25 protein-coding genes are annotated in these 22,482 nt (G+C 70.1%); 19 read left to right on the forward strand and 6 right to left on the reverse strand.

Annotated features, from left to right (window positions below; translation table 11 throughout):
- The first annotated feature begins 12 nt into the window (after nucleotides 1-12).
- A complete protein-coding gene (dnaJ, locus tag FHS44_RS26825; RefSeq protein ID WP_184719504.1) occupies nucleotides 13-1,155 on the forward strand; it encodes a molecular chaperone DnaJ in 1,143 nt (380 codons plus the stop codon).
- A gap of 15 nt (nucleotides 1,156-1,170) precedes the next feature.
- On the forward strand, nucleotides 1,171-1,902 hold the full coding sequence (locus tag FHS44_RS26830; RefSeq protein WP_184719506.1) for a 16S rRNA (uracil(1498)-N(3))-methyltransferase: 732 nt from the start codon (nucleotides 1,171-1,173) through the stop codon (nucleotides 1,900-1,902).
- 13 nt (nucleotides 1,903-1,915) lie between these two features.
- Here the strand turns inward: FHS44_RS26830 and FHS44_RS26835 are convergent, their stop codons facing one another.
- On the reverse strand, nucleotides 1,916-2,572 hold the full coding sequence (locus FHS44_RS26835; protein ID WP_184719508.1) for a hypothetical protein: 657 nt from the start codon (nucleotides 2,570-2,572) through the stop codon (nucleotides 1,916-1,918).
- A complete protein-coding gene (locus FHS44_RS26840) occupies nucleotides 2,569-3,048 on the reverse strand; it encodes a SigE family RNA polymerase sigma factor (RefSeq protein ID WP_184719763.1) in 480 nt (159 codons plus the stop codon). The genes FHS44_RS26835 and FHS44_RS26840 overlap by 4 nt, the downstream gene beginning before the upstream one ends.
- Nucleotides 3,049-3,342: 294 nt before the next feature.
- On the opposite strand from FHS44_RS26840, the gene FHS44_RS26845 reads away from it, so the two are divergent.
- From FHS44_RS26845 to FHS44_RS26885, 9 genes are all read left to right on the forward strand, one after another.
- Nucleotides 3,343-3,693, forward strand: coding sequence for a histidine triad nucleotide-binding protein (locus FHS44_RS26845; RefSeq protein WP_184719765.1), 351 nt, complete (start codon nucleotides 3,343-3,345; stop codon nucleotides 3,691-3,693).
- Between the two features lie 92 nt (nucleotides 3,694-3,785).
- Complete coding sequence (locus FHS44_RS26850) at nucleotides 3,786-4,862, forward strand: PhoH family protein (RefSeq protein ID WP_184719510.1); 1,077 nt, start codon at nucleotides 3,786-3,788, stop codon at nucleotides 4,860-4,862.
- On the forward strand, nucleotides 4,859-5,341 hold the full coding sequence (ybeY, locus tag FHS44_RS26855; protein WP_184719512.1) for an rRNA maturation RNase YbeY: 483 nt from the start codon (nucleotides 4,859-4,861) through the stop codon (nucleotides 5,339-5,341). The genes FHS44_RS26850 and ybeY overlap by 4 nt, the downstream gene beginning before the upstream one ends.
- Nucleotides 5,314-6,642: a hemolysin family protein gene (locus tag FHS44_RS26860; RefSeq protein WP_312863827.1), complete on the forward strand. Its 1,329-nt coding sequence runs from the start codon at nucleotides 5,314-5,316 to the stop codon at nucleotides 6,640-6,642. Before ybeY ends, FHS44_RS26860 begins: the two co-directional genes overlap by 28 nt.
- A gap of 324 nt (nucleotides 6,643-6,966) precedes the next feature.
- Nucleotides 6,967-7,638 (forward strand): hypothetical protein, encoded by a 672-nt coding sequence (locus FHS44_RS26865; protein WP_184719514.1) that lies wholly within the window; start codon nucleotides 6,967-6,969, stop codon nucleotides 7,636-7,638.
- 48 nt (nucleotides 7,639-7,686) lie between these two features.
- Nucleotides 7,687-8,019, forward strand: a complete 333-nt coding sequence (locus tag FHS44_RS26870; RefSeq protein ID WP_184719516.1) for a cytidine deaminase-like protein — start codon at nucleotides 7,687-7,689, stop codon at nucleotides 8,017-8,019.
- Nucleotides 8,020-8,036: 17 nt separating this feature from the next.
- The gene (gene era, locus FHS44_RS26875; protein ID WP_184719518.1) at nucleotides 8,037-8,957 is read left to right on the forward strand and encodes a GTPase Era; all 921 of its coding nucleotides are present in this window, start codon (nucleotides 8,037-8,039) and stop codon (nucleotides 8,955-8,957) included.
- A gap of 258 nt (nucleotides 8,958-9,215) precedes the next feature.
- Entirely contained in the window at nucleotides 9,216-10,361 is a 1,146-nt protein-coding gene (locus FHS44_RS26880; RefSeq protein ID WP_184719520.1) for a transporter substrate-binding domain-containing protein, read from the forward strand.
- Nucleotides 10,362-10,378: 17 nt separating this feature from the next.
- Entirely contained in the window at nucleotides 10,379-11,344 is a 966-nt protein-coding gene (locus FHS44_RS26885; RefSeq protein WP_184719522.1) for a hypothetical protein, read from the forward strand.
- Between the two features lie 11 nt (nucleotides 11,345-11,355).
- Here FHS44_RS26885 and FHS44_RS26890 read toward each other — a convergent pair whose 3' ends face one another.
- The gene (locus tag FHS44_RS26890) at nucleotides 11,356-11,601 is read right to left on the reverse strand and encodes a DUF2630 family protein (protein ID WP_184719524.1); all 246 of its coding nucleotides are present in this window, start codon (nucleotides 11,599-11,601) and stop codon (nucleotides 11,356-11,358) included.
- 262 nt (nucleotides 11,602-11,863) lie between these two features.
- Here FHS44_RS26890 and leuA point away from each other — a divergent pair, with 262 nt between their 5' ends.
- Nucleotides 11,864-13,576 (forward strand): 2-isopropylmalate synthase, encoded by a 1,713-nt coding sequence (leuA, locus tag FHS44_RS26895; protein WP_184719525.1) that lies wholly within the window; start codon nucleotides 11,864-11,866, stop codon nucleotides 13,574-13,576.
- Between the two features lie 75 nt (nucleotides 13,577-13,651).
- Here the strand turns inward: leuA and FHS44_RS26900 are convergent, their stop codons facing one another.
- Entirely contained in the window at nucleotides 13,652-14,221 is a 570-nt protein-coding gene (locus FHS44_RS26900; RefSeq protein WP_184719527.1) for a PadR family transcriptional regulator, read from the reverse strand.
- 79 nt (nucleotides 14,222-14,300) lie between these two features.
- On the opposite strand from FHS44_RS26900, the gene FHS44_RS26905 reads away from it, so the two are divergent.
- Both FHS44_RS26905 and FHS44_RS26910 read left to right on the forward strand, forming a co-directional pair.
- Nucleotides 14,301-14,891, forward strand: coding sequence for a DUF3159 domain-containing protein (locus FHS44_RS26905; protein WP_221461334.1), 591 nt, complete (start codon nucleotides 14,301-14,303; stop codon nucleotides 14,889-14,891).
- Between the two features lie 31 nt (nucleotides 14,892-14,922).
- Entirely contained in the window at nucleotides 14,923-16,245 is a 1,323-nt protein-coding gene (locus FHS44_RS26910; protein ID WP_312863828.1) for a carotenoid oxygenase family protein, read from the forward strand.
- Between the two features lie 275 nt (nucleotides 16,246-16,520).
- Here FHS44_RS26910 and FHS44_RS26915 read toward each other — a convergent pair whose 3' ends face one another.
- Nucleotides 16,521-17,375, reverse strand: a complete 855-nt coding sequence (locus FHS44_RS26915) for a glycoside hydrolase family 19 protein (protein ID WP_246436067.1) — start codon at nucleotides 17,373-17,375, stop codon at nucleotides 16,521-16,523.
- Between the two features lie 382 nt (nucleotides 17,376-17,757).
- Here FHS44_RS26915 and FHS44_RS42445 point away from each other — a divergent pair, with 382 nt between their 5' ends.
- Nucleotides 17,758-18,528, forward strand: coding sequence for a DUF2267 domain-containing protein (locus tag FHS44_RS42445; protein WP_184719531.1), 771 nt, complete (start codon nucleotides 17,758-17,760; stop codon nucleotides 18,526-18,528).
- A gap of 4 nt (nucleotides 18,529-18,532) precedes the next feature.
- Here FHS44_RS42445 and FHS44_RS26925 read toward each other — a convergent pair whose 3' ends face one another.
- Nucleotides 18,533-19,231 carry a TetR/AcrR family transcriptional regulator gene (locus FHS44_RS26925; protein WP_184719533.1) on the reverse strand — a complete coding sequence of 233 codons (699 nt, stop codon included), beginning with the start codon at nucleotides 19,229-19,231 and terminating at the stop codon, nucleotides 18,533-18,535.
- A 115-nt stretch (nucleotides 19,232-19,346) separates the two neighbouring features.
- Here FHS44_RS26925 and FHS44_RS26930 point away from each other — a divergent pair, with 115 nt between their 5' ends.
- The 4 genes from FHS44_RS26930 to FHS44_RS26945 all read left to right on the forward strand — a co-directional run bounded on the left by FHS44_RS26930 (nucleotide 19,347) and on the right by FHS44_RS26945 (nucleotide 22,382).
- Nucleotides 19,347-19,691, forward strand: a complete 345-nt coding sequence (locus tag FHS44_RS26930; protein ID WP_184719535.1) for a YrdB family protein — start codon at nucleotides 19,347-19,349, stop codon at nucleotides 19,689-19,691.
- Nucleotides 19,692-19,728: 37 nt separating this feature from the next.
- Complete coding sequence (locus FHS44_RS26935; RefSeq protein ID WP_184719538.1) at nucleotides 19,729-20,673, forward strand: NAD-dependent epimerase/dehydratase family protein; 945 nt, start codon at nucleotides 19,729-19,731, stop codon at nucleotides 20,671-20,673.
- A gap of 16 nt (nucleotides 20,674-20,689) precedes the next feature.
- Nucleotides 20,690-21,580 (forward strand): Gfo/Idh/MocA family protein, encoded by an 891-nt coding sequence (locus FHS44_RS26940; RefSeq protein WP_184719540.1) that lies wholly within the window; start codon nucleotides 20,690-20,692, stop codon nucleotides 21,578-21,580.
- Between the two features lie 163 nt (nucleotides 21,581-21,743).
- Nucleotides 21,744-22,382 carry a hypothetical protein gene (locus FHS44_RS26945; protein WP_184719542.1) on the forward strand — a complete coding sequence of 213 codons (639 nt, stop codon included), beginning with the start codon at nucleotides 21,744-21,746 and terminating at the stop codon, nucleotides 22,380-22,382.
- Nucleotides 22,383-22,482 lie beyond the last annotated feature (100 nt).

The following is a 22,482-nucleotide window of genomic DNA, read 5'->3' on the forward strand; positions in this document are numbered from 1 at the left end:
GAGGTCAACTAAGTGGCTACTAAGAGCGACTACTACGGCACCCTGGGGGTGCGGCGCGACGCCAGCGCGGAGGAGATCAAGAAGGCCTACCGCCGCCTGGCCAGGGAACTGCATCCCGATGTGAACCCCGACCCTGAGACCCAGGAGCGGTTCAAGGACATCACCCAGGCCTACGAGGTGCTGTCCGACCCCAACAAGCGCCAGATGTACGACATGGGCGCCGACCCGTTCTCCGCGGGCGGCGCGGGCGCGGGGGGCTTCGGCGCGGGCTTCCCCTTCAGCGACATCATGGACGCCTTCTTCGGCGCGGCGGGCGGCGGCGCCGGGCGTGGCCCCCGCTCCCGGGCCCGCAGGGGGCGCAACGCCACCATCAGGGTCGAGCTCGACCTGCGGGAGGCGGCCTTCGGCACGACCCGCGAGCTGGTGGTGGACACCGCGGTCCTGTGTGAGGTCTGCACCGGCTCCGGCGCGGCGCCCGGCACCCACCCCGACACCTGTGACGTCTGTCACGGGCGCGGCGAGGTCTCCCAGGTCACCCGCTCCTTCCTCGGCCAGGTCATGACCTCCCGCCCCTGTCCGCAGTGCGGCGGGTTCGGCTCGATCATCCGCAACCCCTGCCAGGAGTGCTCCGGCGACGGCCGGGTCCGCACCCGGCGGACCATCAAGGTCCGCATCCCCGCGGGCGTCGAGGACGGCACCCACATCCAGCTCGCGGGCGAGGGCGAGATCGGCCCCGGTGGCGGCCCGCCCGGCGACCTGTTCCTGGAGATCGTCGAGCGCCCCCACGAGACCTTCGAGCGTCGCGGCGACGACCTGCACTGCACCGTGCAGATCCCGATGACCGCCGCCGCGCTCGGCACGATCCTGACGCTGGAGACGCTCGACGGCCCCGAGGAGCTCGATGTCCGCCCCGGCACCCAGTCAGGGCAGACCATCCCGCTGTACGGCAAGGGCATCCAGCGCCTCAACGAGACCGGCAGGGGCGACCTGCTGATCCACGTCAACGTCGAGACGCCAGCCCGCCTCGACCAGGCACAGGAGGAGCTCCTGCGCGAGCTTGCCAGGCTCCGCGGCGAGGAGCGCCCGCCTGGCAAGTTCGCCCCCGGGCAGCAGGGCTTCTTCTCCCGCCTGCGGGACGCCTTCAATGGCCGCTGACCCCGGCGAGGGCCGATGACCGTCCCGGTCTTCCTGGCCGAACCGGACGACCTGGCCCGGCCGGAGTTCGTCTTCGGCGGCCAGGAGGGCCGCCACGCGGCTGCCGTACGGCGGCTGCGGGCGGGAGAGCGGCTCGACCTCACCGACGGGGCCGGGACGGTCGCCGAGTGCGTCGTCCGTGACGCGGGCAGGGACTCGCTGCGGGTCGAGGTGCTGCGCCGCTACGAGGTCGCGCCGCCGCGTCCCCGCCTGGTCGTCGTGCAGGGCCTGCCCAAGGGCGACAGGGGAGAGCTGGCGGTCGAGATGATGACCGAGGCCGGGGTCGACGTGATCGTCCCCTGGTCGGCCGCCAGGTGCGTCACCCAGTGGAAGGGCGAGCGCGCGGCCAAGTCCCTGGGCCGCTGGCGTTCCACGGCACGGGAGGCGGGCAAGCAGTCACGGCGCTTCCTGCTGCCCGAGGTGACCGAGCCCGCGACGACCTCCCGGGTCGCCACCCTGCTGTCGGCGGCCGCGCTCGGCGTCGTGCTGCACGAGGAGGCGGCCACGCCGCTGTCGGCCCTTCCCCTGCCCGCCGACGGCGACATCGTCGTGGTCGTCGGTCCTGAGGGCGGGGTCGCCGAGGAGGAGCTCGCCGCCTTCCGCGAGGCGGGCGCGGTGACCGCGCTGCTGGGGCCCACGGTGCTGCGCACCTCGACGGCGGGCGTCGCCGCCGCGGCCGTGCTGCAGTCCCGCACGGGCCGCTGGTGAGGGAACCCGGCTCTCAGGGGCGGGCGGAGGTGGGCGAGGAGTCCGTCTGCACCGGGGTCCGCTGGGGGTCCTCAGGGGGGCACTCGTCGGCCGCGCAGGGAGAGTCGGAGGAACCGTTCGTCTCCGAGGGCTCCGGCGGGGCCGGGGTCTCGGTCGGCTCCTGGCACCCCTTCTGCGTCTCCTCAGGCTCGACCGTGGTGCCGGGGGGAACCGTTCCGCAGGTCGGCGACGGCGAGGGCGTGGGGGTCCTGGACGGCTTGCCCGACGGCTTCGCGCTCGGCGACGCGGACTTCGCGGTCGACGGCGACGGCGCGGGCGGCGTGACGCTCGGCTTCACCGGGGGCGGGGGCGGCGCCGTGGTCCGCAGCGGAGGCCGCGACGTCGCGGACATCTCCGGGCTCGTCGGCACGGTGAAGTTGACCTCGCCGCTCTGGACCTGCTTCGTGTCGTGACGGAACTGCGGGACGACCATCACGACCGCCGCCGCGACGAGGACGGCCCCCGCCACGGAGGCCCCGGCGCGCCACCACATCAGCCCACGGAGCCCGCGGCGCTCTATGCGGGCCCGGATGATCTCCAGCCCGTCCGGGGAGGGAACGACCGAGTTCGCCTCCGCGCTCAGGGCACGGCGGAGAAGCTCGCCGTACTCGTCGTCGGGGGAGTCGGTCATGACAGTTGCTCCAGTGAGGTTCGTAGGGCGGCCATGCCGCGAGCCGTGTGGCTCTTGACCGCGCCTTTGCTGATGCCCATCGCGTGGGCGATCTGCGCCTCCGACAGATCACCGTAGTAACGCAGGACCAGGGCCTCCCGCTGCCGGGCGGGCAGGCCACGAAGCGCCTCGATGACGGCTGACCTCTCCAGCTCGCCGATGGCGCCGTTCTCGGCGCTCGGCGCGTCGGGCAGGCCCTTCGGCGCGTACTTCTCAACGACCGCCCGGTGGCGCAGCACGGATCGCGATCTGTTGACGACCGACTGACGCAGGTAGGCGAGTGCCTTGTCGGTGTCACGCAGGCGGCGCCAGGCGCCGTGGATGGCGACGAACGCATCCTGCACGACTTCCTCCGCGGTTGCCATGTCGCGGACGAGCAAAACTGCGAGACGCACAAGAGACCGATAGTGCGCGCTGTAGAGCGCGGTCACGGCCATGTCGGCGTCCCAACCGACGGGCACCGCCCCCAGCGACCTGTCGGCCACGAGGGTCTCGGTGGTCACATCAGTGGGACGCTCGGCCTTCCCAGAGGGTTTACGCTCTGCCGGTTCATTAGGGGGCATGACCCAGTCGTGTCCTCGCCAGGCGGCCACATCGTGCTAATCGCATGGGCTGTCGTTGTTGAAGTTTTGCACACTTACCTTAGCTGGGCGGATCTTTGTTTGCTGACGATGCACCATCACCGATTGACAACGGCACCGGGGATCCGGGAGGGATAGGGTGCCCGCATGGTGAGTGAAGCCGACTGCCTGTTCTGCAGGATCGTGGCCGGGGAGATCCCCGCGCGGGTGGTCCTAGAGACCGAGCGAACCCTGGCCTTCAGGGACGTCAACCCCCAGGCGCCGACCCATGTCCTGGTGATCCCCAAGGACCACTACCGGGACGCGGCGGCGCTGGCGGCGGCCGACCACGGCCTCGCCGACGAGGTGCTCAGGACGGCGCACACTGTGGCCGAGCAGGAGGGCGTCGCCGAGGCCGGATACCGCCTCGTGTTCAACACCGGCCCCGAGGCCGGGCAGACCGTCTTCCACGTGCACGGACACGTGCTCGGCGGACGCGGCCTGACCTGGCCGCCCGGGTGAAAACGGGAAGGCGCGATCGGGTCGAACACGGATACGATGGCGTGGAAGTCTGAACCCGATATCTGGAGGCGAACAGGCCGAAAGGCCCGCCTATGTCCGAGACAAACGATTCCAGCAGAACGCCCCAGCCCAGGGCCAAGGGTCCCAGCAGGACCCAGGCGAAGGTAGTGATTCCGGACGAGCATTCGATGGTGAGCCTGCTGGGCTCGCGCGACGAGCTGCTGCGGGTCGTCGAGGGCTCCTTCCGCGCCGACATCCACGTCCGGGGCAACGAGATCACCATCACCGGAAGCCCTGAGGAGAGCAGCACCGTGGTGCGCCTCTTCGAGGAGCTGGTCGAGCTCGTCCGCGGGGGCGCGGAACTCACGCCCGACGCGGTCGAGCGCAGCATCGCGATGCTGCGTATGAACTCCGACCGTCCGGCCGAGGTGCTCTCCCTCGACATCATCTCCTCGCGGGGCCGGACGATCCGTCCCAAGACGGTGAACCAGAAGCGCTACGTCGACGCGATCGACAGGCACACCATCGTCTTCGGCATCGGCCCCGCCGGCACCGGCAAGACCTACCTGGCCATGGCCAAGGCGGTCAGGGCGCTGCAGGAGAAGAAGGTCAACCGGATCATCCTCACCCGTCCCGCGGTCGAGGCGGGCGAACGGCTCGGCTTCCTTCCCGGCACGCTCTACGAGAAGATCGACCCCTACCTGCGCCCGCTCTACGACGCGCTGCACGACATGATCGACCCCGACTCGATCCCCAGGCTGATGGCCGCGGGTACGATCGAGGTCGCCCCGCTGGCCTACATGCGCGGCCGTACGCTCAACGACGCCTTCATCATCCTCGACGAGGCGCAGAACACCTCGCCCGAGCAGATGAAGATGTTCCTGACGCGGCTGGGGTTCAACTCGAAGATCGTCGTCACGGGTGACGTCACCCAGGTCGACCTGCCCGGTGGCACGCAGAGCGGTCTGAAGGTGGTCCAGGAGATCCTGGACGGCATCCCCGACATCCACTTCAGCCGCCTGACCAGCTCCGACGTGGTACGGCACAGGCTGGTCAGCGACATCGTCGACGCCTACGGTCGCTACGACGAGACGCAGCGGCGCGACGAGCCGCAGCCGATCAAGGGCGTGGTGAAGCGTCCCAGGGGAAGAACGGTGAGCGACCGATGAGCATCGAGGTCAACAACGAGTCCGGCGTCGAGATCGACGAGGGGCTCATCGTCTCCCTGGCCGGGCACGTGCTGGAGCGGATGGACATCAACCCGCTCGCCGAGCTGTCCATCCTCGTCGTGGACGAGGAGGCCATGTCGGTGCTGCACGAGCAGTGGATGGGCGAGCCCGGGCCGACGGACGTGCTCGCCTTCCCGATGGACGAGCTGCGGCCCGGTCCCGGCAGCGGCGCCCGTCAGGAGGGCGACGCCCCGACCGACCCGGCGCTCCTGGGCGACGTGGTGCTGTGCCCGCAGGTGGCGGCCAAGCAGGCCGCCGAGGCGGGGCACAGCACGGAGGCCGAGCTTGAGCTGCTGTGCACCCACGGCATCCTCCACCTGCTCGGCTACGACCACGCCGAGCCCGAGGAGCACAAGGAGATGTTCGGCCTGCAGGGCGAGCTTCTCGAGTCGTGGCGAAAAGTGCGCCCGAAGCGGTGAACTTCGCCAACGGGTGGTTGCTCTCGGCCGTCGTCCTCGTCGTGGTCGGCGGCCTGATCGCCAGCGCGGAGACGGCCCTCACCCGCATCTCACGGGTGCGGGCCGAGGAGTTCGTGCGTGAGGGACGCCGGGGCGCCACGCGCCTGCAGGCGATCGTCGCCGACCCACCGCGCTACCTCAACCTGCTGCTCTTGCTGCGCCTGAGCTGCGAGCTGGTCGCCACGGTGATCGCCACGCTGCTCTTCATCGACCTGCTCGGCGACGAGGGCGGGGCCTACGCCGCCGCCGCGGCCGTCATGATCGTGATCAGCTACGTGATCGTCGGGGTCTCCCCGCGCACGCTCGGCCGCCAGCACGCCGAGCCGATCGCCCTGGCCAGTGCTCCCCTCGTGTACGGCCTGACCAGGATCTTCGGCCCCCTGCCCAAGCTGCTCATCCTCATCGGCAACGCCGTGACGCCCGGCAAGGGCTTCAGGGAGGGGCCCTTCACCTCCGAGGCCGAGCTGCGCGACCTGGTCGACCTGGCCGAGGAGCGCAGGGTCATCGAGCCGGACGAGCGGGAGATGATCCACTCGGTCTTCGAGCTTGGCGACACCCTGGTGCGCGAGGTCATGGTGCCGCGCACCGACATGGTCTTCATCGAGCGCGGCAAGACCCTGAACCAGGCGCTGTCGCTCGCCCTGCGCAGCGGCTTCTCCCGCATCCCCGTCGTGGGGGAGAACGAGGACGACGTCATCGGGATCGCCTACCTCAAGGACGTCGTGCGGCGCCTGCAGGACACCGGCGAGCAGGGGCAGTCGGAGCAGATCGAGACGATCATGCGCCCGGCCTCCTACGTGCCGGAGAGCAAGCCGATCGACCAGCTCCTGCGCGAGATGCAGGCCCGCCAGATCCACCAGGCCATCGTCATCGACGAGTACGGCGGGACAGCCGGTCTGGTCACCATCGAGGACATCCTTGAGGAGATCGTCGGTGAGATCACCGACGAGTACGACCAGGAGGTGCCCAGGATCGAGTCGCTGGACGACGGCTCGGTACGGGTGACCGCCCGCCTGCCCGTGAGCGACCTGGCCGACCTGTTCGGCGTCGAGCTAGAGGTGGACGACGTCGAGACCGTGGGCGGCCTGCTGGCGCACGCCCTCGGCCGGGTGCCGATCGCGGGCTCAGAGGCCGTGGTCGAGGGGCTCAGCCTCACGGCCGAGAGCCTGGCGGGCCGCCGCAACCGGATCGGCACGGTCCTGGTCAGGCGGGTCGCCCCGGCCGAGCCCGACTCGGTCGAGGCGTCCGCGGGCCACGACTGACCCCTGGGGAAGGCGGCTTTCAAGCGGCCCGCAAGCGGCCTGCAACCGCCGCCGGGCACTGTGGTCCCACGGCACCCGCTCACACGGGAGCCGATGGGGGCCGGCGTCGGGAGGGGTTCGCGGCGCCGAGACGAAAGGCACGGGGGAAAAGGCACGAGAGGTTGTGGCAGACGGCCTCGCGTCGCTCGCTGGAGGGTGTTCTCAACCGCATGGGGTGGGTTGAGGGCACCCTTAGGCGTTTCTTGGCGATTGCCGCTTTTGCTGCAGGGAAGAAAGCGGACGGCGGGGACAAGGTATCTCGCATGTGACATCGGGGGATGAGTCATGACGCGGGGGATTCGAGTTGTTATTGCGGTCACGATCTGCGGGATGCTGGCCGTGGGGGCGGCCGCGTGCGGGGGCGGTACGGCGCGCGACGCCTCGGCGGGGGGCGACGGCTCCCGGGCGGAGCTGACGAGGCTGCGGGGACTGTTGCGGGCCGGGGCCTCGCGGCTGCCCGACGGCTTCTCGGCCAGGGCACGCGACGGGTGGGTGCCCCCGTTCAGGGCGGCCAACCAGAACTGCAGGCTCCTGCTCGACACGGCCGGAGACGGGGGCGTCGATCCCGGCGGGCGGACACGGGTGGCCGTGACCTACCCGGGCGACAGGCTGGGGGAACTGGCCGGGGTCAGCATGGCCTCCTACACCGGCCAGGGCGCCGAACTCCGCTTCGCCGAGCTGACCCGGGCACTGGACGGCTGCCGGGTGGCCAGGAACGCCCTGGCGGGCAAGGGCACCCTGTTCCGGGTCTCCCGGCTGCGGCTCGACGACGCCGGTTCCGACGTCCAGGCCAGACGGCTGCGGGGCAGGCTCAACGGCTACCCCTACGAGATGCACGTCGTCTTCGCCCTGACGGGCAACACCCTGGTCTCGCTGGTGCACACCGGCGTCGCCAGGGTGGACGCCGCGCGCACGGGGCAGCTCACCCGCTCGCTCATCGATGGCGCGGCCTCCTGAGCGGTCCCGGCGCTCGCACGGGTCAGGCGCGCTGAATACCCTTGTGCCGTGAGTGACGCGACCCTCGACGCAGAGGACAACAAGATCATCGTGCTGGCCCGCTCCGCCCGCGCCCGCAACGGCGCCGCCGAGGGCGCCGCCGTACGAGACGAGACGGGGCGGACCTATTCGGCGACCAACGTGGCGCTGCCGTCGCTGACGCTGTCGGCGCTCCAGGTGGCCGTGGCGATGGCCGTCTCCAGCGGGGCCGAGTCTCTTGAGGCGGCGGCGTTGGTCACGGCGGCGGAGGGTCCCGCGGAGGCGGACGTGCTCGCCGTACGGGATCTGGGTGGGGAGAGGCTGCTCGTCGCCGGTCCTGACGGGACGCTGCGTCAGAGCTGACCGTTCCATCGGGGACAATGGTTGGCGTGAGTTCCTCAGCCGCTGATTTCCGCGCCGGTTTCGCCTGCTTCGTCGGCAGGCCCAATGTCGGCAAATCCACGCTGATGAACGCGTTGGTCGGCACGAAGGTGGCGATCACCTCCTCGAAGCCGCAGACCACCCGCAGGGCCATCAGGGGCATCGTGCACCGGCCCGACGCCCAGCTCGTCATCGTGGACACCCCCGGGCTGCACCGGCCGAGGACCCTGCTGGGCGAACGGCTGGACAGCCTGGTGCTGTCCACGCTCACCGAGGTCGACGTGATCGGCTTCTGCGTGCCCGCCAACGAGCCGGTCGGCAAGGGTGACCGGTTCATCGCGGAGAAGCTCGCCGCGGTCAAGAAGACCCCGGTCGTCGCCGTGGTGACCAAGTGCGACCTGGCGACCCGCGAGCAGATCGCCGCCCAGCTGCTGGCGGTCTCCCAGCTCGCGGAGTTCGCGGAGATCGTCCCGGTCTCGGCGGAGTCGGGCGAGCAGCTGGACGTGGTCGCGGACGTGTTGATCGACCGGCTTCCCGAGAGCCCGCCGCTGTACGAGGGAGGGCAGCTCACCGACGAGCCGGAGCAGGTGCTGGTCGGCGAGCTGATCAGGGAGGCCGCGCTCGAAGGGGTCAGGGACGAGCTGCCGCACTCCATCGCGGTCGTCGTGGACGAGATGCTGCCCCGCGAGGGCCGTGACGACCTGCTCGACATCTACGCGCACATGTTCGTCGAGCGCCCGTCGCAGAAGGCCATCGTGATCGGTCACCGGGGGGCGCGCCTGAAGGAGGTCGGCAGTCAGGCCCGCAGGCAGATCGAGGCGCTGCTCGGCAGCCGGGTCTATCTCGACCTGCGCATCAGCGTCGCCAAGGACTGGCAGCGCGACCCCAAGCAGCTACGCCGTCTCGGCTTCTACGACTGAGGGTTTCCCACACCACCGGGGGCCGCTGCCGTACGCCGTCCGGCAGACGCCGTGGGGAGAAACTCGCAAGGGCGTTCCATGGGTCTTGACCTGCCCTTATGGGTTTTTCAACGGATTTGTATGGCCATTGTTGAATGCTTTTATGGGCATTTTTCCGGTAAATAGGGGATGCTCTGTTCGATCTCGTCTTGATGAAGGCCTCCCGGAATCCGGGAAATCCGGCGTAGCCTTCGGGGTAAAGAGGAGGTCAAGGGCGCAGTGACCGAGAAAATCGCGCGGGGGCAGGAACCACAGGAGCCGCCCCGCCCCGAGCCGCCGGAGCCGTCCGAGCTGCCCGAGACGCCCGAGACGCCCGAGCCCGAGCTTCCCGAGCAGGAGTGGCAGGAGCAGCCCGCCCCGGTCGGGCTCCGTGTCCCCACGGGCAGGGCGCGCAGGGTGCGGCGCTTCCGGCTGACCGCCTGGATCGCGCTGGTCCTGGCGGCCGTCGTGGTCGGCGCCTCGGTCCTGTGGGTCAACGGGCCGCCGACGGAGGCCGAACTGCGGGAGAAGGCGGGCCTGTTCGGCAAGGAGATCCTGCGGGTCGGGGTCAAGGACGACACCCCGGGCATCGCGCTCCAGGAGAAGACCGGAACCCGCGTCTTCAGGGGCTTCGACATCGACATCGCCTACATGATCGCCGCGGACCTGGGCTACTCGAAGGACCGGGTCGCCTTCATGGCCATCGAGACCGAGGACAGGGCCCGGATGCAGGCCCGGGACAAGGACGGCCGCTTCGTCAGGGTCGATCTCGTGGTCGCGACCTTCAGCGTGACGCCCGAGCGGCAGAAGGACCCCTCCGTCGGCTTCTCCACGCCCTACCTCTACACCGAGCAGTCCGTGGTGACCAGGTCCGACTACCAGGGGAAGGTCACCTCCCTGGGGCAGCTGAGGGGTAAGAAGGTCTGCACGCTCGGCACCTCGACCTCGGAGGTCGAGCTTGAGCGGGCGACCAGCGCGTTCGTCACCGCCAAGAACCGGATCAGCGAATGCGTCGAGGGCCTGAAGGGCGGGGAGTACGACGCGGTGACGACCGACGCGGCCATCCTGGCGGGGTTCGTCAAGGAGTCGGCGGGAGGGCTGGTCCACCACGACATCGCGCTGGAGAAGACCGAGATGTGGGCGGTCAACGCGGGCCCGAACGCCGCGCTGCGCGACCTGGTCAACCTCGCGCTCTACCGCTCCTACGCCGACCCCCAGAACCACGGCTGGGAGGACGCCTACAAGGACAACATCGAGCCGATGCTCCTGGCCAGCCCCGACGTCAACGTCGCCCAGTCGGAGCAGCCGTGCGTGCTTCCCCCGCCGATCCGCAGATGGCCGTGGGAGCGGGGTCTGGCCAGCGCCCAGGAGTGTCTGTCCCGGTGAAACGTCCCCGGCGAGTCATGGCCACGCCGAGGAACCAGGAGTGGCTGCTCGCGCTGCTGCCGGTCTTCCCGGTCGTCCTGCTGGTGATGCGGCTGTGGTACGCCAGCAGGCAGGACACCCAGACGCTTCTCCTGCTGGTGCAGAGCATCAGCCCGCTCGGCATGCTCACCGCCGTCCTGCTGACGAGCGTGTGGGTGCTGCCCGCCCTCATCCTGGGCGGCAGGGTGCTGGGCACCCTCTACTGGATCAGCGCGCGCCGTTCCTCGTGGCTGGTGCGCACCGCGCAGCGGCTGCCCAGCTGGGTGGTCGTCCTGGCCGTGGTGATCGGCCTGTTCTCCTGGCAGCTGCGCTTCCTGCCGACGCTGGCGATGCTGGCGATGGCCGCGGCGGGGCTGACGATCCGCGACCGGTTCCCGCACCACGAGGGGCTGCGCACGGCCTTCTGCTACGCGCTGCCGCTGATGGTCGCGCTGCTGTCCTACGTGGTGCTGTGGCCGGCGATCAGTACGGCCTTCGCCGCCCGTGACGTGCCGACCTCGATCCTGCTCACGCTCCCGCCGGGGGCCGCGGTGCTGCTCACCGGGCCCGTCCCCGAGGTGGCCGCGCGCACGCTCACCCACGGCATCGCCATCGCCATCGCGATCTTCGCGCCGTTCCTGGTCGGGGTGATCGTGATGCGGGCGCCGATCCTGCCGCTGACCGCCCTGCAGGTCGAGGAGGAGGGCAGGACCACGGTGCTCGTCGGCTATCTGGTCGCGGGCGACGACCGGATGTTCACCGTCCTCGGGCGGGAGGGCGCCGTGAGCTTCGTCCGCAACGAGGCGCTCAAGTCGAGGGTGCTGTGCCCCGACCCGGGCGAGGTGCCGAGGACCCCGGTCAACCTGCACGGCTGGTACGTGGAGCAGAACATGGCCTCCTGGATAGCCCCGTCCCGTCCCACGCTCCCCGTCGACTCGCGCTGCCAGGGCAGGTCGGCCGGCTGAGGGAACCCGCGCTACTGGCGGTAGTCCTCGACCTCCCGCACCGGGCGCGGCTCCGCCGAGTCGGGGTCCTCGCCGAACTCCCTGCGCGCCCTGCGCTGCCTGAGCAGGTCCCACGCCTGGTCGAGGGCCTCCTCAAGCTCCTTGATCCGGTTGTTCTCCTCGTGGGAGGAGATCGCGCCGGAGGCCAGCCCCCGCCGGAGGTCGCGTTCCTCGGCGATCAGCTCGTGGATGTGGGCGAGGATGTCGTCGTCCTTCATGGTCGCCACTGTAACCCGCGCCCCTCCGCGGCCAGGAGACCGCCGGGGGGTTTCCGCAGCTCAGAGAGGTCACACCCGCCCCTCGCGTCCCGCGATGTGAGACCGCGTCTCAGGTATTCGCCCTCGTCTGCTAACGTGCTAGGCATGCTGCGCGGGCTGCTTCTTAGCTGCCGCGACGAGGGCCTGTAACAGGCCGGCTCCCTCGTCGCGGAGCGAGCCATGCGTGTCGGCCGCGATCGTCTTTCTCGTCGAGGAGCCTTTCATGTACCCGCAGCAGCAGCCCAGTTCCATGCCTTTCGCGCGCTATCAGCCTTTTGTTCCGGTACGGCTGGACGACCGCACCTGGCCGGGTAAGGTCATCGACCGTGCCCCCCGGTGGTGCGCCGTGGACCTGCGTGACGGCAACCAGGCGCTGATCGACCCGATGGACTCCCACCGCAAGCTCAAGATGTTCGAGCTGCTGGTGGAGATGGGCTACAAGGAGATCGAGGTCGGCTTTCCCTCCGCCTCGCAGACCGACTTCGACTTCGTCCGGCAGATCATCGAGGAGGGCCGGATCCCCGACGACGTGGTGATCCAGGTCCTCACCCAGGCCAGGGCCGAACTGATCGAGCGGACCTTCGAGTCGCTGCGCGGCGCGAAGCAGGCCATCGTCCACCTGTACAACTCGACCTCCACGCTGCAGCGCAGGGTCGTCTTCGGCCAGGACAGGGAGGGCATCACCGCCATCGCGGTCGAGGGCGCCAAGCTGTGCAAGAAGCTCGCGGCCGAGATGGACGACACCGAGATCTACTTCCAGTACTCGCCCGAGTCCTTCACCGGGACCGAGCTGGAGTACGCCGTGGAGATCTGCAACGCCGTCAACGACGTCTGGCAGCCGACCCCGGAGCGCAAGGTCATCGTCAACCTCCCCGCGACCGTGGAGATGGCCACGCCCAACGTCTACGCCGACCAGATCGAGTGGATGCACCGCAACCTGGCCTACCGCGACTCGATCGTGCTGTCGCTGCACCCGCACAACGACCGGGGCACCGCCGTGGCCGCCGCCGAGCTGGGCTACATGGCCGGGGCCGACCGCATCGAGGGCTGCCTGTTCGGCAACGGTGAGCGCACCGGCAACGTGTGCCTGGTCACGCTGGGCATGAACCTGTTCTCGCAGGGCATCGACCCGCAGATCGACTTCTCCGACATCGACGAGGTCCGCCGGGTCACCGAGTACTGCAACCAGCTGCCCGTCCACCCGCGCCACCCCTGGGGCGGCGAGCTGGTCTACACCGCCTTCTCCGGCTCCCACCAGGACGCCATCAAGAAGGGCCTGGAGCACATGGAGCGCGACGCCACCGCCGCGGGCGTCGAGGTGGACGACTTCACCTGGGGCGTGCCGTACCTGCCGATCGATCCCAAGGACATCGGCCGCACCTATGAGGCGGTCATCCGGGTCAACAGCCAGTCGGGCAAGGGCGGGGTCGCCTACATCATGAAGGCCGACCACCACCTGGACCTGCCGCGCCGCCTGCAGATCGAGTTCTCCCGCGTCGTGCAGGGCCGTACCGACGAGCTGGGGGGAGAGGTGAGCCCGGCCCAGATGTGGGAGGTCTTCACCGACGAGTACCTCCCGAACCCCGCCAGGCCGTGGGGGCGCCTGGGGCTGCTGGCCCACCGTACGGTCTCCAGGGGCGACGACGAGGACGCCATCGGCGTCGACCTGCGCGTGGACGGGGAGATCCGCGAGGTCGAGGGCGTCGGCAACGGCCCCATCTCGGCCTTCTGCGACGCCCTGGCCAAGATCGGGGTTCAGGTCCGCGTCCTGGACTACGCCGAGCACGCGATGAGCGCGGGAACCGACGCCAAGGCGGCCTCCTACATCGAGTGCGAGGTCGGGGGCCAGGCCCTGTGGGGCGTCGGCATCGACGCCAACACCACGACCGCCTCCCTGAAGGCCATCATCTCCGCGGTCAACCGCGCGGGCCGCTAAGACTCACGAAGGCCGCCCGGCACGATCCGCCGGGCGGCACACCTCAACGTCCCCTGTTCCTTCGACGCGGCCGCGTCATGTCCGCTCCGTTTCGGTGTTCGGCTGCTCGCACCGTCTGTGCTCGGGCAGCCGTTCGATCTCCTTCTCCGCCCACAGGGCCCAGTCGCGCTGCAGGGCGCTGAAGCGCATTCCCCACTCCAGCGCGAGGCTGCCGTAGATCGACAGGCTGTCGTCCATCGTGCTGACCATCTCCCGCAGGGGGGCCAGCCTCCTGATCCGCTCCTCGCCGAGCTCGGCCTGCCGCCGCAGGTAGTCGTGGGCCTGCTCGGGGGAGACCTCGCCGAGGAAGAAGACGCGCAGGAGCATCTCGCTGCGCCTGGACAGCGGGCCGGGGTCGGTCTGCGTCAGCCAGTGCCGCAGCTCGGCGCGCCCCGCCTCGGTGACGGCGTACTCCTTGCGCCCCCGGGGACCCTGCGCGCTCACCTCGACCATTCCCGCGCTCGCGAGACGGCCAAGCTCGGCGTAGACCTGGCTCTGCGTGGCGGGCCACACGTTGGCCAGGGAGACGTCGAAGGTCTTCAGCAGGTCGTAGCCGCTCGCGGGTCCCTGACTCAGCAGGCCGAGCAGCGCGTGTCGGAGGCTCATGCCCCGATCCTACATTCCTGTGTTGACATGTCGATACAGGAATGTCTAGCTTTGACCTGTCTGCATAGGAATGTCGAACGTGAAGAGAGTGCGAGTCATGGTCCGCAGTTTTCTTGGGTTTCTCCCGTGGATCGTCTACGCCGTCATCGCCACCGGCGACGAGTGGCGCTGGGGAGCCCTGGCCGGGCTGGTGATCGCGCTCGGACTCATCGTTGTCGACCGCCGTTCCGGCAAGGACTGGGACCAGATGGTGATCGAGACCAGTGCCGCGATCTTCTTCGTCCTGACCGCGGCCATCTCCTTCGCCGACCCCTCCTCCTCGCTCATGCCGTACGGCCCGGCCCTGGTCAACGCCTGGCTGGCCCTCACCGCCTGGGGGTCGCTGGCCATCCGCAAGCCCTTCACCCTCGGCATCGCCAGGAGCATGGCGCCGGAGGAGGTCTGGCGGACGCCCCGGTTCTACCGGGTCAACGCGGTCATCACCGCGGTGTGGGGGACCGCCTTCGTCGTCGCCGCGGTGCTGCTGGCCGTGCTGCTGAACGTGGCCCCGCACGCCACCGCCGCCGTCATCGCCGTCAAGGTCGTCACCTTCGTGGTGCCCATGGTCTTCACCGTCCGTTACCCGAAGATCGTCTCCGCCCGCTACCGGGACGCCCGTGGCGTGGCCTGAACGATTCCCAACGAGTCATCTGGAGCAGCACGTGACCACCACTCCCGAGATCTCCGAAACCCCCGCCTACCTCAGCGGCAACCTCGCCCCGGTCCCCGACGAGATCGGCGCCTTCGACCTGCCGGTCACCGGCGCCCTGCCGGCCGAGCTGACGGGCCGCTACTTCCGCAACGGCCCCAACCCGCTGCCGGGTCACGACTCGGGGCACTGGTTCGCCGGGGCGGGCATGATCCACGGCGTCAGGCTGCGTGACGGCCGCGCGGAGTGGTACCGCAACCGCTGGGTCCGCACCCGCTCCTTCACCGAGGGCGCCAGGCTCATCGGCCCCAACGGCCTCGACAGGACCGCCGTCAGCGCGAACACCTCCGTCATCCGGCACGCGGACAGGATCCTCGCGCTGGTCGAGAGCGGCTTCCCGTACGAGATGACGCCCGAGCTGGACACGGTCGGGTCGTGTGACTTCGGCGGGCGGCTGACCAGCGCGATGACCGCCCACCCCAAGCTGGACCCGGTCACCGGTGAGCTGCACTTCTTCGGGTACGGCTTCATGCCGCCCTACCTGACCTACCACCGGCTGTCCTCGGCGGGGGAACTGGTCGAGAGCCGGGTGGTCGAGGTGCCGGGGCCGACGATGATCCACGACTTCGCGATCACCGAGAACTACGTGATCTGGCTCGACCTGCCGGTCGTCTTCGACATGGAGCTGGTCGGCAAGAGCCTGCCGTTCCAGTGGAGCGACTCCTACGGCGCCAGGCTCGGTGTGATGGACCGCGACGGGCGGGTGACCTGGTTCGAGATCGACCCGTGCTACGTCTTCCACGTCGGCAACGCCCGCGAGGACGCCTCGGGACGGGTGGTGCTCGACGCCATCCGCTACGCGCGGGAGTCCTTCACCTCCATCTGGGGCAGGATCAGCGGCTCGGACAACCCCGCCGCCGAGACCGAGGGGGCGGTGCTGCACCGCTGGGTGCTCGACCCGGCGACCGGCAAGGCGACCGAGGAGCAGCGTGACGACCGCGCTGTCGAGTTCCCCACGTTCAACGAGGACCTGCTCGGCAGGGAGAGCCGCCTGCTCTACACCGTCTCCGACGACGCGATCGTGAAGTACGACACCGAGAGCGGCGCGGCGCTGGTCAGGGACGCGGGCGGGCAGCCCGGGGAGGCGATCTTCGTGCCCGCGCAGGACGCGAAGGCCGAGGACGGTGGCTGGCTGATGTCGATCGTCACCGACCACTCGGGGGAGGCGTCACACCTGCTCGTCCTGGACGCGGCGGACCTGGAGTTCGTCGCCTCGGTCCAGCTTCCCCGCCGTGTCCCGGCGGGCTTCCACGGCTCCTGGCTGCCGGACCTGTGAGCCGGGACGGCGCCCGGAGAGGGTGACTCGGGAGGGAACCCTGCGGGGGCGGGTCCCCTCCCGATTTTTTTTATGCTTACGACTGTTTCCGGTACCTCCGGTATTTCGGAGGAAAGTTTCCTAACGAATGCTCCGCCCGTTGGATCCGGACGGTTCCGTGGAAATTCCGGCGCGACCGGCAACGGAAAAGCCGAAGACTTATTTCCTGTCGGGCCGCCCGGACGAATTCGTCCGGGCGGCCCGCGGGCGGGGGTGCGCGCCCCCGCCGGCTGGGATCAGCAGCTCAGCTTGTCGCCCGGGTCGACCCCGAGGATCGCGGCGAAGCGCTTGTAGGCGTCGATGCGGCTCTGCACCTGGCGGGGGTTGCCGCCGTCGCATTCCAGGAAGCCGTTGATGCTGCGGATCGTCTCACCGAACCCGGCGCCGTTGACCATCGCGGTGTGCGGGGTCATCGTGCCGGGGCCGTTCTGGGTCATCCAGTACCAGATGCCGGTCATCCAGGCGACGGAGGCCTCGGTCTGCACCAGGTTGGGGTTGTTGAGCAGGTCGATGCCCAGGGCGTCGCCCGCGGCCTTGTAGTTGTAGTTCCAGCTCAGCTGGATCGGGCCGCGGCCGTAGTAGGAGGAACGGCCCGCGGGACAGCCGAAGGGCTGGTCGGTGTCGCAGTAGTGGGGGTAGTTGGCGGTGTTCACCTCGACGATGTAGAACAGGCCGGCCGTCTCGTGGTTGATGTTGGCGAGGAAGGCCGCGGCCTCCTGCTTCTTGACGGTGTCGCTGCCGGTGCCCGCGAAGGCGGGGTAGGCGCTCAGCGCCGTGACCAGGCCGTTGTAGGTATAGAAGGGGTTGCGCTTGGGGAACATCTCGTTGAACTGCGCCTCGGTGACGACGAAGTTGCCCTCGCTCGCCTCACAGGCTCCCTGGTCAGTCCAGATGGCGGAGGGGCCGCCGGGGACGTTGCCGCGGGTCCACCACTTCGCCCGCCAGTTGTGACCCTGGTAGGAGGCCACGAGCCCACCGGCGTAGGCCTTGGTCGTGTTCCACTCGCTCGCGCAGATCGGCGCGGCGGAGGTGGAGGACGCGGAGGCGGGGGACGCCAGGGGCACGGCGGCCAGCACGCCGGCGACGGCCATTGAGAAAAGGGATGACGCGAGGCGGTTTCTCGGCATTCTTTCACTTCCTTGCATGACGGAAAAACGAGCACGAAACGACAAGAGACCGGCCCCGGGGCGGACGGTGGCACCGCGGGCGGACTCCGATGGGGGTCGCCGTCGCGGGATTGACGACAATCAACAGGAATTCGATTTCTTGCGTCAATAGGTAGGGCGCAAAGTTCCGCATAGTGCGCACGTGTGGCCCTCCCCGGGGCGGTGCGCGGGCCGTACGGTGGGATCGGGAGGGGCGCTCTACGCCGAGTTGACCGGGGCCATTGGTGGCCGATTCTGGATTCGGGGTAACTGACCGGTAGCTGGAACGGGAAGGGCGTCGCCCCACGATCCGGGGGAGGAGCGAGCCGTGGAGTACGAGGAGTTCATCGGCACCCTGAGTCGGTACGCCGGTCTTGACGAGGACGAGGCGGAGCGCGCGGTGCGCGCGACGCTCGGGACTCTGGGTGAGCGGCTCTCGGTCGGCGAGGGTCTGCTGGGGCGGCTACCCGAGCGGGTGCGGGCGTGGATGCGCACCGGGAGGGACCCCGAGCCCTTCGACGTGGACGAGTTCCTGCGCCGGGTCGCCGAGCGCGAGGGGGTCGACGTCGAGGTGGCGGCGCGGCACGCGCGGGAGGTCTTCTGGCTGCTCGGAGAGGTGACGGCGCCGGGCGCGATCGACGGGGTGGCCGCCTGCCTGCCCGAGGACTTCGAGTCCCTGGTCGCCGAGGCCAGACGGCGCGGCGTCAGGATCATGCCCGCCGAGGAGTTCCTCGCCCGGGTCGCGAGCCGGGCCGGGCTTGAGGCGGCCGACGCCCACCGCGCGACCGAGGCGGTGCTGGAGACGCTCGCCGAGTGCGTCGCGGAGGGCAGGGCGGAGAACCTGATCGGCGAGCTCGCCGTACCGCTGCACGAGCCCCTCAAGCGGGGGGCGGCCGAGGGGCGCGCGGAGGCCGTGCGGGTGCCGCTTGAGGACTTCGTGCTGCGGGTGGCCGAGCGGCAGCGGGCGGACGGTCAGGACGTGCGGGGGCACGCCAGCGCCGTCCTCACCACGCTGCGCGAGGCCACGACGGAACGGGGCTTCCTCGACGTCATGGCGGGCCTGCCCGACGAGTACAGGACGCTGCTCACCGGCCGCTGACGGCTCAGGCGGGCAGGCCGAGCAGGGCCGCGTGGCAGCGCATGGCGTGCTCGAAGGCCGCCCTGGGATCCAGGATCACGTTGTTGAACTGGCCGAAGAGCTCGAAGCTGACCCAGCCGAACAGCCCGGTCCAGGCGAGCAGGGCGCGGGCGATGACGTCGTCGGGGACCCCGGGGATGATGTCGCGCACCCGGCCCGCGTCGCCGGAGAAGGCCGCGGGCGGGGCGGGAAAGCCGTCCCGGGGGTTCAGGACCCCGGCCTCGTGGGCGTCGGAGACGATCCGCCCGTAGACCACGGTGTCGCGGATCGCCGCGGCGACGGTGTCCATCGGGGCCTTGTAGCCGGGCACCGGCGAGCCGTACAGCAGGGCGTACTCGTGCGGGTGGGCCAGCGCCCAGTCCCGTACGGCGTGGCAGACGGCAAGCCACCGCCCCGTGTGGTCCTCGCGTGCGACGGCGGCGTCGGCCTTCTCCACGGCCTCCCCGAGGGCGTTGTAGCCGTCGATGATCAGGGCCGTCAGCAGGTCGTCTCTGGAGGGGAAGTAGCGGTAGATCGCGGAGGAGACCATCCCCATCTCCCTGGCGATGGCGCGCAGCGACAGGCCTGAGGCCCCCTCCGTGGCCAACTGGCCGCGCGCGATGTCGGTGATCTCCCTGGTCAGCTCGGCGCGGACCCGTTCACGCGCCGTACGGCTTGCACTCATGTCCGGACCATATCAGAGCGATGCAAGAAAAAGAGAGCACTGCTCTTGACGGGCGCGAGCGGCTTGGGAGAGCATTGCTCTCGAAACGGAATGGCAATCTCCAAGGAGTCCCCCGATGCTGTCCCTGGCCAAGAACCTCAATCTCCTCGTCATGTTCCTGCTGGAGCTCGGCGTTCTCGGCGCGACGGGGTTCTGGGGCTTCACCGTGGGGCAGAACTGGCCGCTGCGGCTGCTGCTCGGACTCGGCACGCCCGCCCTGTTCATCGCGGTCTGGGCCGTCTTCGGGGCCGCCAACGACGCGAGGATCCCGCTCACCGGGCTCGCCAGGGTGGCCCTCGAAGTCCTGTGGTTCGGCGGCGGCGCCGTGGCACTGGTCATGGCGGGCCGCCTGGTCCCCGGCCTCGTCTTCGCCGCCGTCTACGTCGTCAACGCCGCGCTGCGGCTGCTGTGGCACCAGTGACCGGTGCCTCGAAAGGCTCGAAGGGAAAGGAACGGACATGGGCAAGCATGTCGTCGCGGGAGCGGGACAGGTCGGCTCGCAGGTCGCCAGGCTCCTGGCGGAGCGGGGGGACGAGGTCGTCCTCGTCAGCCGCTCCGGGTCGGGTCCCGACCTGCCGGGAGTCACCCGGGTCGCCGCCAACGTGGTGGACCGGGAGCGGATGACCAGCCTGACCAAGGGCGCGGACGCCCTCCACAACTGCGTCAACCCGCCCTACCACCGCTGGGCGCAGGACTGGCCGCCGATGGCGGAGTCGCTGCTGGCCGCGGCGCGGGAGAACGGGGCGGGATACGTCATCCTCGGCAACCTCTACGTCTACGCCGCCCCCGAGCGGCCCATGCGGGAGGACGACCCGCTCAGCCCGCCGAGCGCCAAGGGGAAAATCAGGGCGCGGATGTGGGAGCAGGCTCTGGCGGCCCATCAGGCGGGCGAGGTCAGGGTGACCGAGGTGCGCGGCTCTGACTACTTCGGGCCGGGCTGCCTCGACCAGTCGCACCTGGGGGAGCGGCTCGTGCCCCGGCTGCTCGGCGGCAAGGCGGTCCGCATGATCGGCGACCCCGACCAGACGCATAGCTGGACCTACGTGCCCGACGTGGCCGCCGCCCTGGTGACGGCCGCGACCGACGACCGCTCCTGGGGCCGCGCCTGGCACATCCCGACGACGGAGCCGGTCACGGCGCGCCAGATCGCGGAGCGGATGTGCGAGATCGCGGGCGTCCGCGATCCGGGGATCAGGGCTATGCCCCACTGGGTGCTCCGCGCCGGGGGCCTGGTCTCGCCCATGATCGCCGAGCTTGAGGAGCTGCGTTACCAGTTCGTCCGGCCCTTCGTCATGGACTCGACCGACTTCCAGACGACCTTCGGGATGAAGCCGACCCCGATGGACGAGGCGCTGGCAGCCACGATCGCCTGGTGGCGGGACCGGCTGGCCAACGCGGCGTGAGCCGTACGCTCTGAGCATGAAGATCGCCATGATCGGCCTCGGGGACATCGCGCGCAAGGCGTACCTGCCGGTGCTGAGCGCGCTGCCCGGCCTCGACCTGCACCTGTGCACCCGCGACCGCGCCGTCCTCGACCGCCTCGGGGACGCCCACCGGATCGCCGGCCGTCTCACCTCGGTCGGCGAGGTGATCGACGCCGGGGTCGAGGCGGCCTTCGTGCACGCGGCGACCGGGGCCCACGTGGAGATCGCCGAACCGCTGCTCGACGCGGGGATACCCGTCTACCTGGACAAACCGATCGCCTACGCGCTCGCGGACTCCGAGCGTCTGGTACGGCTCGCACGCGACAGGGGGACGTCGCTGTTCGTCGGGTTCAACCGCCGCTGGGCGCCGCCGTACACGGACCTGCTTGAGCTGCCGCGCCACCTGGTCGTGATGCAGAAGAACCGGGCGGACCTCGCAGAGGACCCCCGGGTGGCGGTTCTCGACGACTTCATCCACGTCGTGGACACCCTCAGGTTCCTGGTGCCGGGGCCCGTCGAACACACCGGGATCAGGACCAGGGTCAGGGGCGGCCTGCTCGAACACGTGACGCTTGAGTTGTCGGGGGACGGCTTCACGGCCCTGGGGATCATGAGCAGGGTGAGCGGCGGCGCCGAGGAGACGGTCGAGGTGCTGGGCGGGGGCGTCAAACGGCGGGTGGTCAACCTCTCCGACGTGATCGACCACGCGGGCGCCGAGGTCCTGACCCGGCGCGGCGACTGGACGCCCGTCTCCCGTCAGCGTGGCATCGAGCGCTCCTGCCTGGAGTTCCTCGGCGCCGTCCGGGCCGGGACCCTGCTCGACGCGCGGGACGCCCTGCTCACCCACGCCCTGTGCGAGGAGATCGTGGCCGCCTGCGGGGGATGAGCCTTCCCGGGTGTGTCGATGCCGCTTTTCCGGCTGAAGGTAGGAGACGATGCCTTGGGCGGTGAAAAGCCGTCTCATCCTGTCTGTGGCGGTTGCCGGGCATCCACGATCCCCCCGTGCGGAGACCGGCCGTGACGTCACGGATTTCCAGCGAGGGGGAGAAGTGACTGAGCGGAGTGCTCGATCGGGCGCCGCCCTGACCGCGGTGTTCCTGGCGGTGATGTTGGCCGGCGGCTGCGGCACCGGCGCGCCCTCCGCCACGGCGCCTCTGGCGAGTACGGCTCCCGCGGCCGAGGCCCCGGCTGCCGACGTACGGGCCAGCGCGCCCGCGGGCGCCCAGGGGGCGGGGATCGCGCCGTCGCCGACCGTCTCCGGGGACGACTCGGCCTGCCCGACCACGGGCAACACCAAGCGGTTCGCCAAGACGCGCTTCGCCCTGCACGCCGGGCTCGCGCTGGGCGCCTTCCACCGCTACATCTACAAGCCGCTGCGCTCCGGCGGGTTCAAGGAGGGCGCGGAGAAGCGCAAGCGCACCTTCGTGAAGGCCGCGATCGCCGGGCTGTTCGCCCTGCACGAGCTGAAGGTGGCCAAGAGGTTCGCCGAGGCCAACCCGACGCTGTGCCGTGCGGTGCAGAGCGTGAGCAACAGCTTCGCGGCCCTGACCAACAAGCTGAAGGGCGGCACGGCGACGGAGAAGGACCTCGACGAGAGCCAGAACGTCTTCGGCGAGCTGCAGCGGCAGGCCACGGGCAACGGCTTCGGCTTCAAGGAGAAGAACGTCACGGTCCCCGGCGCGGGCTGAGCCGCGGGCTGAGCCGCGGGCTGAGCCGCGGGCTGAGCCGCGGGCTGAGCCGCGGGCTGAGCCGCGGGCTGAGCAAGGAGCAGGGCCGGTCCTCTCGGAG

Origin of the sequence: Streptosporangium saharense, assembly GCF_014203715.1 — a bacterium.
Classification (GTDB): Bacteria; Actinomycetota; Actinomycetes; order Streptosporangiales; family Streptosporangiaceae; genus Streptosporangium; species Streptosporangium saharense.